Raw genomic sequence first — 11,305 nt, 5'->3', positions numbered from 1 at the left:
ACATGAAGAAGCCATCGCGTATGAGAAAACTGCTCGTCGGCACGATCGCCTTCACGATGATCATGGGGGTTGGCACAACGGCTTTTGCCAGCGGGGGCGGCCGGGACCATGATGATCACAACAACAACAGCAAAAACAACAACCGCAGCACAACGCGCAATTATCCGTTAAAGCTTCATTTCAAAGACACGCAAGGCAAAGAGTACGAATGGGCGCTCCGTTATATTATCGATCTGGCGAGCCGCCGCGTCTTCGAAGGGTACGACGACGGCACCTTCAAGCCGCAGGCTACCGTGACGCGCATGGAGGCGATTGCCGCCGCTGTGCGGGTAATGGGGCTTCGCGACGAAGCGGAGTCCGCTAATGCGATGGCGACAAAGCTGAACTTCCTGGACGCCGCCAAGGTTCCGGCTTGGGCTGTCGGGTACGTGGCGGTCGCGCTGGAAAACGATCTGTTCGGCGAGACGGAATCGTATGTCAATCCGAACCAGCCAGCCGACCGCCTGTGGGCGACGACGCTGCTGGTCAAAGCGCTCAAGCTGCAAAATCAGGCCGAAGCGCAAATGAACGCCAAGCTGCCGTTTGCGGACAGCGGCTCGATTCCGGCAGGTTCCGTCGGCTATGTCAAGGTCGCTGTCGACCAAGGCCTCGTCGATGGCTTCGAAGACAACACGTTCCGACCGAAGCAGCTCGTCGCCAGAGCGCAGATCGCCGCGCTGCTTGACCGTGCCGGCAATCAACTGCCGGGTAACAGCGACGGCCTCATCTCCGGCACAATTCTAGCGCCGGTTACTGGCAGCACCGTCACGATCTCCACAGGCGGGCAAACTTCTACACTGGCGTTGGATGCCGATGTCTTTATTTTCAAGAACGGAAGTCGGGTTTCCACAGCAGCGCTCGCCATTGGTGATACAGTGAAGATCCGTTACTACAACGGCAGCGTCATTTATTTGGAAGTCACGCAGCCCGGCAGTACGTCGCCGGTTACGCCGGGGCAGGCGGTCGGCGTCCGCAACGGCATGGTTGCAGCAGCCGTGGCGAACAACCGGCTGACGCTCGTTATTAACGGACAGTCCGTCGCGCTGCCTTTGCAAACGAACGCCCTGTTCTTCCGGAACGGTTCGCAAATCAGCGCCTCCGGCCTGCAGATCGGCGATCTCGTCACGACCCGCTCCTACAATAACGGCATCGTCTACGTAGAAGTGACGCAGCCGGCGGGTTCGAACGGCTCCCAGCCCGCGCTTTCCGGCTCGGTCAGCGGACCGATCGCCTATCCGATCAGCAACGGCTCGCTGACGATGACCGTAGGCGGTGAAATTCGCGGCTACTCGCTCAGCAGCGGCGCCATCGTCTACCGCGGCGGCGTACTGACGACGACATCGTCGCTTGAAGTCGGCGACGTCATCACTGCGTATACCTACAACAACACTGTCGCGGTCATCGAAGTGACCCAGCCGGTCGTGAAGCCGACTTCGACCGGGGATTTGACGGGTACTGTTGTCGGCCCGGTGGCCAATAACGTGCTGACGCTCACAAGCGGCGGCATCACTTACAGTCTACAGCTTGACGCTAAGACATTCGTCTATGTGAACGGCTATCCGAATGCAGCTTCCGCGCTGCAAGCTGGCAGTGTCGTGAGCCTGCATTATTATAACGGCGTAGTGAATTACGTCGTCGTCTCGCAATTTGCCGGCGGCGCTTCCTCCCCGCTGCCAAGCACCAGCACCGCGACCGGCTCCGTCATTTCAGCGTCGGGAGATACCCTAGTGCTCGTGAACGGCACACAGGCACAGTCGCTTACGTTGGATGAAAATGCGTTTATTTACCGGGGCGGCGTGAAAGTGGCAAGCTCTTCGCTGCAAAACGGCGATGTGGTGAAAGCGGTCGTCTACAATAACAAAGTCGTCTATGTCGAGGTGACACAGACGACCAGCGGCTCGGGCCAAAACTTCTACGTCTCCGGCACATTTAACAGCGTAACCTTCAACAATCAAGGCAAAATCGCCACCATCTCCGTCAATCAGACCACAAGCAGCGGCAGCACCGTCACCTCGGTGTACGCGGTCTCCTCTTCGGTTGTGATTTCCGGCAGCATGTCGGGACTCGTCGCGAATCATGCCATTTACCTGCAAGGGAACGGGCAAGTGATTACGAGCATTACGATTCCATAAAAAGGAAAACAGCAGCTCCAATCGCGTGTTCTCGCGGTTGGAGCTGCTGTTTTGTTACTGTTTTGTTGAATAAGGTCCTCTCAATCCCTTTGACCAGCGAATAAGCCGAATCCGTCTCGCACCTCATAGAATCGCTTGGAACGCATGCCGAATCACATCTCCCCTGCTAATGATCCCCGCCAACACGCCTTGCTTCACGACAGGGAGCCTCTTGATCTGTTTCTTTCCCAGAATTGCCGCTATATTTTCAATCTCCTCATTGACATCCACCGTAATGACCTTCTTGTGCGCGATTTGCATAATATTCAGCGGGAGCACACCGCGAACACGATCTTCGAACTCTTCATTGTCTCCCTTAACAACAGCTGTATAAAAATAAGAATATAAAATATGGTCCTCATGCTTGCCAATATACCGCATAATATCTCCCGCGCTGAGGTAGGCAACCACTTCGTTCCGATCATTCACAACGGGTAAACCGCTAATGCGATATTTGATAAATTTCTCAATAACAACACGTACAGGGTCTTCTGTTTTCACTTTGTACACTTGTCGAACCATAATTTCGTGTGCTTTCATAACAGCTTCCCCCTACATCAAAGTATGGCGAACGACCTGCAACTGCTGCTCGATGACATCGTACACTTTCATTATACAACGAATTCGAGCATACGAAATAAAAAAGACACAACCTAATCGCTCAGGCGTGCCTTAATCTTTGCTGCACCTATTGAGGAACATTCATCGATTACCGTAAAAACATACTCAGCGGCTGAATCTTCAGCCGTTTCAATTCTTCATAAACGAGCCTAGCGACTTCGATGCCGCCTTTTTGCTGAAAATGCGTATTATCTTCCACGCCGTCCGGGAAGTTGACGAACTCGCCTGGCGCCAGCCACATGAACAACGTCTTCGTCCCTTCGGGGCCGAGCTGTTCGAACAAATCTTTGCTCCGCACCGCCAGATCGATCAGCGGAACTTCAGCTTCCTCCGCTAGCTCGCGCATCGCTGTCAAGTAAGCGCCGTGGGTATCGCGCAGCGTGCCGTCCTCCTCAAAGAAGCGGCGCTGCACGGAGGTGACGAGAATCGGAATCGCTCCGCGCTCCCGTGCACCGTCAATGTACCGCAGCAGCGTCTCTTTGTACGTGGTAAAGGGCTCCGTGCGCCGCTCCTCATCGGGCTTCTGATCATTATGCCCGAACTGAATCAGGAGGTAATCATTCGGCTTGATCTCGCTCCAAATCGTAGCCAGCACCCCTTCACTGATAAAACTTTTCGAGCTGCGGCCCGACAGCGCATAGTTGGCAACGGCCGCGTCCTGCTTGACGAACAGCGGCAGCATTTGCCCCCAGCCGGCATACGGATAGCCGTCCGCGGGCTGGTCCGTCACCGTCGAGTCGCCGGCTAGGAAAATCGTGCAGGCGCTCGGCGCCGCCTCGACTTCCACCGCGTTGATGCGCGGGGTCAGGCCGGTGAACGCCAGCTGGAGCTGTCCGTCCGTTACCCAGACGGAAAAACTCGCGCGAACGAACTGCCCTGCCAGCGTGCGCTGCTTATGCAGGACGAGCCGGCCAGCGTTCGTCTTGATTGTCGTCTCCGTATCGGCGATCTCATCGCCGAGCAGAACGGACACCTGGTGCGTCCCGTTCGGGACGTCCACCGCAAACGTGGCGCCCAGCGGGATGCAAAAGTCCTGGCGCAGTGCAGCCGGCTCGCCGCGATCTTTGGCGTACACGCGGCCGGCATCGTCAAAACCGTAACCGACGGCTTTCGTGTACACAGTCTCCGGCGTGACCTTGATGTAGCCTTCCGCTGCGGAGGCCACTTCCTGCGCCCCTGACGTCCCCGCCACCGCTGCGACTGGGCCAAAATCAAACTTCATTGGTGCTGTCATGTTGCATCGTCCTTTCTATAGCAGTCCAGCAGCCTTGCAAGGTGGCTGGCAGGCATTGGCTGGCTGCTCGCGCTGGCTGGACTATGAGCTTGCATCAAAAGCTGCAAAAAGGCTGGCATTTCTCAGCTTTTTCTCGATATTTGCGAAATGCCTGCGATTTGGCAGGCATTTTTCCGGATAAGCCCCGATTTCAGCCCATCGGGAGAAAAAAACTGCTTTTTCGCAGGCTTGTGCCTGCTTCCAAGCAAAATGAAGAAAATGCCTGCCTTTTTGCAGGCTTGACTGAGTTCGAGCGGCCCAGCCGGGTGGCGGCGGCAATGAGGGCCGCGGCGCGGCAGAAGCCAGCGGACCATCGCGCCCACCCGCAGGTCGCCTCACCTCCAGGGTATGAGAAATCGACAACTCCCTCCCCTTTCTCTAATCTGCCACTTCCTGTTCAACTGGAATTTCTCCATCTCATTTTAGCCAAATGGTACGTTTCTCCCCACTGAACTGGAAAACCTCCAGCACATTTTGGAAATCCCCTCGAATTTAGGCGATTATGCGTGAATGTGCTGGAGAAATTCCAGTTGAGCAACCTCTTTTCACGATTTCATCCCACCTAAACTGGAGAAATTCCAGTTCAGGTTTTGCACCTATGCGCGCTGAGGGGGATTGCCTGCCGCAGGGTAGAGCCGCCCCACGCTCTACGCACTTTGCTGCGCGGACGCCCTGCCGCGAGCAGCGCCTCCTCCGCGCGCTAAGCCCGCACGCGCCGCAACGAGGGCCGCGCCCCACACGCGGCTGCCCCCGCTCACCCCAGCGCCACCTCGCCGCCGGGGTACAGCGTCGCGTGCGACAGCCGCTTTGGCTGCGCGAGCGGCGCGGCGCCGGCCGCAACGCGCACATCGAGCGGCGCGCTGGCGTAAATCCGCAGGGTCTCATCGTCATAGATGAGCACCTGCTCGAGCCCGCTGCCAACGAGGTCGGCATGCACGGCGTAGCCCTCGTGCGGGAAGCTCACGACCGGCTGCCCCTCGCCGTCATACAGCGTCGGCAGCACGCCGCCGCCGCGCCGATAGGCGAGGATCAGGTCGGGCGCTCCTTCCGCCCAGCCGCGCAGCGGCTCAATAATCGTCAGCCAGCCGTCGGTCTGACGGTCTTCTTTCCACAGCTCGCGGCCCTCGCTATCGAGAAGGAAGAGCGCGTCCTTGCCTTTGAGTCCCTTGCCATCGTCCTCGCGGACGAGTCGGTCGAGTCCGGCGACTTGCAGGCCCGGCTGCCCCGGCAAGAACCGCCCCAGCGCGATATGCTGGGACTCGATCGAGCCGGCGTAGCGCCATAGCTCGCGCCCACGGCAGTCGTACATCACCGTCACGCTGCCGCCGATGACGAGCTCGGCTTCGCCGTCGCCATTCACGTCGCCGACCCAGATGCAGTCGGCGTGATCGTCGAGATCCCGGCAGCTCCACAGCAGCGTGCCGTCCTGGTCGAGCATGTCGTAGCCGGCCATCACTTCGTCAAAGCCGTCGCCGTCATAGTCATACACCCAGGGGTAATGCCCAGGGTTGCCTTCATGCGTCCACAGCAGGTTGAAGCTGCGGTCGAATGCCCAAAGCTTGTGATAGCGGTCTTTCAAAATCACATCGCCCGCATAATCCGTCCCCGTCAGCTTCGCCAAGATAATGCAGTCGTGAGCATGCTCATGCGGCAGCGTATGCGACGCCTTCACTTCCCCGTTCACACCATTCAAAACCACCAGTCGTCCGTCCATCACACAGACGACCTCCAACCGCCCATCGCCGTCCATATCGGCGATTTGCGCCGGATAGTCCGAGCCGGGTCTCCCCGCAGTAAGACTTGGCTTGCCGGTCTGCCACAACAGCTTCCCATCCAGATCGTACGCCGTCACGCACTGGACGTAGTGCGGAATGTACCGCACATCCTGCCGGTCATCCGGCTGCACGAGCACAACCTCCATGCGGCCGTCGCCATTGATGTCGCCGAGCAGCACTTTGCAGCGCGGCCCGGCGGCAGAGATATCGATAGCTCCCAAGCAATACGGTTCTTGTCTCATTTCACCATTTCCTCCTGGCGTTCCGCCCTATTCGGCAGGCTGTCTGCAATCAGTTCCAGCGCAATCACTGTATTCAGCGACCACTGCGCAGCCTCGTTCGTATTCATCCAGTCGAATTCGCGCAAAGGCTCGACATACATCACGTCCGCAGCCTCCGTCATCAAATCGACTTGCGCAAACGGATTCCCCAGCAAAATCTCCCAACACAACCGCGCCGTCTCGGCATCCTTCCGATAATAAGCACCATACGCGGTAATCGCCGCGCTCAGCACGGGATGCTCGAACCGCTTCGTCGACACCAGACCGCGTGTAAGCTCGTCCTTCTTCTCCTGCGTTTGGTTGTAGTACACACCGAATTCCGACAGCATGTCTTCCCACTCCGGATCTTTCAGCATGCCCGCCAGCTCAAACCATACCTGCGGTCCGCCCATGCAGATCGCCAGATGGCGGCCCCAGTTATCGTCGCCCATCGGCGTCAGCACGCCGGTCTTCGGGTCGTAGCCATACGTTGGCCCGGAGATCAAGCGGAAGTTCGCCGCCTTAATGCAGGCGAGGCCCGTTAAGATTTTATCCCGATACTGCGTATCCTCGTACCGTTCCCAGCGCGTCATCCAGTTGGAGGAGAAAGCCGCCCAGTCCGGACCAACCCGAATATGCGTCGGATGCTCGTCCTTCGGAAAGTACGCGCGCATCGGATCAAGATTGACCGTCGTAAAGTCGGAATCCTTCACTTCGTCCATCATATCGCCGATTCGCTCATCCGCTGTCAAATAGTAAAAATAACGATGAAGCCCTGCCATGCCAATGCGAGCTTCCTTGCAACCGCAGCCCCAGTGCATGACGTTGTGGCGTGAACCCAGACCTGCGTACTCTCCGAAATGGTACACGTCCACTTCGCTCGTATGGCGCGTCATCGCCTCCGCCAAGCGGAAAATATCGCCGCGCCCCGAGCGCAGGAACATCACCCACAGCCACATATTCGGTGCCAGCTCGGTGTTCTGCCACGCACAGCCACCCAAATCGTAATTCCAGACGTGCCGTACGGGATCGTAGCTGTGCATGAAATCGCCGTAGTCCCAGAAGCCGTACCAGCGCCGCTGCTCGACCTCCGCCAAATAAAAACCGATGATGCCGTCGAGCCGCTCCTCGAGCAGTGACTTTGCCGGCGTGCTGCGATCCGGCAAGCTCCAGATGCCGAAAGCGCCCGAAGCATGATAGTATGACGGCTCGCACACGAGCAGCGACGGGGACTCCGTCTCTGCTCGCATATGCCGCAGTGCCTCACTGTCCGGCGTGCGATCCGTCGCCCACAGCATCAGCTCGGAGGTATTGCCGATGCCGTAAGGTGTCGCGCGCAGCTCCTCGGCGCCTTCATAGGAGGACTCCACGTGCGTCTCCGTATCGTAATGCCGCAGATCCATCCCCCCGCCGTCGGGTGACCACAGCCACACCGTGAACTCCGCTTCCGCCGAGGACGTGCCGTGCACCACGAAGCCCGCGGGGTGCTTCTGCCAGAAATTGCGCAGACCAACGGCCAATCCGCCGCCTTCGCCGCCGACATAGCCGAGCCCTCCGGCACGGCGGCCTTCCGCCGCTTTGACCCAGGAGCAGCCGACTTTGGTCCGCTTTTGCACCAGATAGTGCTCGGAGGAGCCTTGCACCAGCTTGAAGCTGTCCCACGTAGCCGAATCGTCCAGCAGAGACAGGAAGTATGCATCCTCAGTCTGATCAAACGCAACACAGTCACCTGAGGTCTGACGCTCATATAACTCACGGTACTTCCCTTTCGTCCGACGCGTATGCAGCGTCTTCGGCGATTCGCTGAACGTGCCTTCATCCCCGGCAAAGCGAACGTGGCGATTATAATGCGCTCCGCGCATCGGCACTGAGAAACGAAGTCCCAGCCCGCGAATGAGATCCGTATGCGGATTGCCGTCGTAGAAGAACGTGTGCACCAACCGAATCGTATCCAGACCCGCATACACATACAGCCGCAGCGTAAAAGGAAGCCATTCCCGCGCGCCGCTCACAGCCCGCAGCCGGCCGTCGATTTTGACCACCCCGCGCACCGGTCCACGCTGTTCAACGACGGCTCGCATGATGCGGCTTTCATAAGCTGCTTCCTTCACCGTCCTGACGCCGGACGCCTCGCTGACTTCCTCTTGCAGGCAGACGAGCTCGCCGCCGCTGCACACTTCCGCGCCATCACGCATCACGCTGCGAATCACTTGCTTGCCCCGCTTGCCAACGACGAGCGCAATGGCCCCGGTATCGAGCGTAATCGCTTCCTCGGATTCTTGCACGACAATACCGTCCGTGCCGCCCGCCGTGCTTCCCGCCCTAAGCGTAAAGCCGTCCAGCCCCTCCGGCACGACCGCCGCATGTGCGGACCATTTTACACTGCCGTCCGGCCAATAGGCCGTCGGCCAGCTTTGCACCGGGATGTCCTCCGCCACAGCCGAACCACCCGCCAAATGAAACGTCTCCTCACGCTTCACTTCTCCTTCGCGCCAAGGCACGCCCCACGTAAGACCCACGGGACGCACGGCCTTTTCATTCAACCAACGCAGTTGCACATCTGTTCCCGACATTCAGCCATCATCTCCCTATGAAGTTTAGCCTCATTGTAGGGAGTCGTCACTTTACCGGCAAGGGGACTTTCTTGCGCACGCCAATAGCGGCGTTTGCACTTTTTAGCCCCATTTATACTTTTTCGAAATCAGTTTGATCGGCTCAGCTCACGATAGCGGGACGGCGTCATGCCCTCCAGTTTTTTGAATATGCGATTAAAATACGTATGCTGATAGCCCACATGATCCGCGACATCGTTAATTTTCATTTCGGATTCGCGCAGCAATTCCTTCGCTTTGTCCATCCGCAGCTCCGTCAAGTAATCGATAAAGTTTTTGCCCGTCACCTGCTTGAACGCTTTGCTGAGGAAAAACGGCGACGTGCCCGTATGATCCGCGCAATTATCCAGCGATATATCGCTTCTGTAATTTTGCTGCAAGTAGATCATCGTCTGTTCGATAATGCGTTTCACATGCGCGTCCGAGCGCCCGGACAGCTCTGTCAAAAACGGCGTCACGACCCTCTCCTGAAACCAACTCACCATTCTCGTCCCCTCTCTGATCTGGGAAAGCTGCTCGTACAGGTTCGCTCCTTTAAACAAGCGGCTCGGATTGATGCCCGACACCATAATCGCTTGCTGAACGTTGCCTAACAGCTGCAGCATCCCTTGCTGCACGTCAATCTCTTTGGCGCCATGGCACGATAAGGCATCTAGGAAGGCAAGCAGCGACTCGCTTGCTTCGCTTTCCCTTCCCGTTCGCAAAGCCTGAATCAATTCTCTTTCGATGGCAAAAGGATATTGAAACTCGCCTGCGTCTTCGCCTTCGGCAAGATCCGTTTCCAGATCGATAATTTGATTGCTATTTTCAAAATTGCGGTAGGACACCGCCTGCTTCGCCCGCTCAAACGCGAGCGGAATCTCGCCGATGCGCGCCGCAGGCCGGGAAATCGCCATTGTCACCCGCAGCTTCAGAATCGAGTTGATCGACTGCTTCACCTCTTCGCTAAACGCCTGACAAGCCTCCTGAACCGATTGCTGCTCCGGCAATACGAGCAAAACAGCCGCGGTCAAATCATGGAAGTTCAAAATGTCGCTCTGCTCGAAGTACTGTGAGGCCAGCTCCCCGATCATATTCACGGCCGCGAACGTGACGAGCCCTTCCTCGCCGCTGCGGAAATTCACTTCCTCGCTGGCAATCCCGATCAGCTGCACATAAATGACGACGAACTGCTTGTCCTTGACCTCCCATTTGAACCGCTCCATGCGCCGGTGCAGATCCTCTTCGGAGTAGGAATTCAAGTAGCCCAGCATCAACTGGTGCAGAAAGCTTTCCTTCACATGCGGCAGCTGCTCGATCAGCTTCGTATTGAGTTCTAGGCTTTCGTTATGCAAATGACGCCACTGCATTTCAATCAAGGAGAACTCGTCGCCTTGACTGCTGACCACCGCAGGGCCTCCGAGCAGCGTGACAAGCCGTTTCACAGGCAAGTAAATGCGCCGAGATGCCAGCCAAGCAAGCCCCGCGGCTATAAGCAGAATAATTAGGGAAATCGTAATAATCAGTTTCGAAATAAAGACGACCGGCGACGTAATATTCGAAATCGGGGAAGCCGATACGTACGTCCAATCTTCGGCAATCCGCGACAAACTGCCATACGATACCGTGTACGTCACATTTTTCCAGTCGATGACAAATGAACCTTTCTTCGTATGCAGCGAAGCCAGCTTCTCCCGCAGCGCATGAACAAACGGCGAATTCAGCGCGCTGCCGCTGGACGAGACAAACAGCTCGCCGTTCCCTTGAATGAGGAACGTTTCCCCTTCATCGTAAGGCGTCAGCATACTCAGCAAGCTGGCTACCTTCTGGCTGTCAAAGCGAAACACCAGCACGCCGAACGGTTTCAAGCTGCCGCCAGGCACGTGGTGAACGAGCGCCAATTCCTTATTCTCCGGATGCGCGGTGTCGAAAGACCATTGCGTCCAGTATGTCGTATTTTTATCCCGAATGAGCGGCTCGTACAGGGCTGTCGCGAGCTTCGTGTCGATCGAGTTGAATTCCGGATTGAACAGCACCGACTGCGTTCCGCCGACATACAGCTCTGCTCGCTTGACCATCGCATTGGAGCCTTGCATGGCGATCAGGGTGCGTGTAATATCCTGCGTGCGTTCAAAATTTCTAATAAAATCAAGACTGCCCAAACTGTAATCAAACTTGGTGTCAAACGCCCAATGTGAAAGCAGCAGCTCCAGATTGCCCAATTGATCGTCGACTTGTTCGGAGCGCTGCTCGATTTGCCGATTATGCAGCTGCAGCAGCTCGCTTTCCACGCGTCCGCCGGCGATCCAATACACCGTAGCGCCCATGATTAACCCCGGAATCCCAGAAACGATAAAAATCGTGATTAAGCTTTTGCGATAAAAGCGGCCCTGCGCTCCGACCAATCGGCCCAATCGTTTGACAAGTCCTTGTCTTACTGCATTCAGCATGCGCTCACCAACCATTCGAAAATATTGTACAAGCGTAGCCCCTAAGGCGTGTCTGGTGCATTCAGACACGCCCTCACCTTTGAGCGTATACCGGATCATCCCTGGCGTGAAGTGAATATACCGAG

The 11,305-nt window shown here is 57.1% G+C and carries 7 protein-coding genes; 2 read left to right on the top strand and 5 right to left on the bottom strand.

From position 1 onward, the window contains the following. Nucleotides 1–2: 2 nt before the first annotated feature. Nucleotides 3–2,171: an S-layer homology domain-containing protein gene (locus ABE504_RS11845; protein ID WP_430088373.1), complete on the top strand. Its 2,169-nt coding sequence runs from the start codon at nucleotides 3–5 to the stop codon at nucleotides 2,169–2,171. A 123-nt stretch (nucleotides 2,172–2,294) separates the two neighbouring features. Here the strand turns inward: ABE504_RS11845 and ABE504_RS11840 are convergent, their stop codons facing one another. Together ABE504_RS11840 and ABE504_RS11835 are read right to left on the bottom strand one after the other, a co-directional pair. Further along, complete coding sequence (locus ABE504_RS11840) at nucleotides 2,295–2,750, bottom strand: CBS domain-containing protein (protein ID WP_430088371.1); 456 nt, start codon at nucleotides 2,748–2,750, stop codon at nucleotides 2,295–2,297. Between the two features lie 169 nt (nucleotides 2,751–2,919). Continuing rightward, nucleotides 2,920–4,065, bottom strand: a complete 1,146-nt coding sequence (locus ABE504_RS11835) for a rhamnogalacturonan acetylesterase (protein WP_430088369.1) — start codon at nucleotides 4,063–4,065, stop codon at nucleotides 2,920–2,922. A gap of 89 nt (nucleotides 4,066–4,154) precedes the next feature. Here ABE504_RS11835 and ABE504_RS11830 point away from each other — a divergent pair, with 89 nt between their 5' ends. Beyond that, nucleotides 4,155–4,556, top strand: a complete 402-nt coding sequence (locus tag ABE504_RS11830) for a hypothetical protein (RefSeq protein WP_430088367.1) — start codon at nucleotides 4,155–4,157, stop codon at nucleotides 4,554–4,556. A 302-nt stretch (nucleotides 4,557–4,858) separates the two neighbouring features. Here ABE504_RS11830 and ABE504_RS11825 read toward each other — a convergent pair whose 3' ends face one another. The 3 genes from ABE504_RS11825 to ABE504_RS11815 all read right to left on the bottom strand — a co-directional run bounded on the left by ABE504_RS11825 (nucleotide 4,859) and on the right by ABE504_RS11815 (nucleotide 11,180). Next, nucleotides 4,859–6,121 (bottom strand): FG-GAP-like repeat-containing protein, encoded by a 1,263-nt coding sequence (locus ABE504_RS11825; RefSeq protein ID WP_430088365.1) that lies wholly within the window; start codon nucleotides 6,119–6,121, stop codon nucleotides 4,859–4,861. Continuing rightward, entirely contained in the window at nucleotides 6,118–8,712 is a 2,595-nt protein-coding gene (locus ABE504_RS11820) for a hypothetical protein (protein WP_430088363.1), read from the bottom strand. Before ABE504_RS11820 ends, ABE504_RS11825 begins: the two co-directional genes overlap by 4 nt. Nucleotides 8,713–8,840: 128 nt before the next feature. Next, on the bottom strand, nucleotides 8,841–11,180 hold the full coding sequence (locus ABE504_RS11815) for a helix-turn-helix domain-containing protein (protein WP_430088361.1): 2,340 nt from the start codon (nucleotides 11,178–11,180) through the stop codon (nucleotides 8,841–8,843). Nucleotides 11,181–11,305: the final 125 nt, after the last annotated feature.

The sequence above is a fragment of the Paenibacillus oryzisoli genome (assembly GCF_050467285.1).
Classification (GTDB): domain Bacteria; phylum Bacillota; class Bacilli; order Paenibacillales; family NBRC-103111; genus Paenibacillus_E; species Paenibacillus_E oryzisoli_A.
Note: the sequence above shows the minus strand (reverse complement) of the source record. Positions and strands in the feature narration are given on the sequence as shown.

What these genes read in the sequence shown, in the direction of transcription:
- ABE504_RS11825 (WP_430088365.1), bottom strand. Translation starts at nt 6,121, where the DNA reads ATGAGACAAGAACCGTATTGCTTGGGAGCTATCGATATCTCTGCCGCC.
- ABE504_RS11845 (WP_430088373.1), top strand. Translation starts at nt 3, where the DNA reads ATGAAGAAGCCATCGCGTATGAGAAAACTGCTCGTCGGCACGATCGCC.
- ABE504_RS11840 (WP_430088371.1), bottom strand. Translation starts at nt 2,750, where the DNA reads ATGAAAGCACACGAAATTATGGTTCGACAAGTGTACAAAGTGAAAACA.
- ABE504_RS11820 (WP_430088363.1), bottom strand. Translation starts at nt 8,712, where the DNA reads ATGTCGGGAACAGATGTGCAACTGCGTTGGTTGAATGAAAAGGCCGTG.
- ABE504_RS11835 (WP_430088369.1), bottom strand. Translation starts at nt 4,065, where the DNA reads ATGACAGCACCAATGAAGTTTGATTTTGGCCCAGTCGCAGCGGTGGCG.
- ABE504_RS11815 (WP_430088361.1), bottom strand. Translation starts at nt 11,180, where the DNA reads ATGCTGAATGCAGTAAGACAAGGACTTGTCAAACGATTGGGCCGATTG.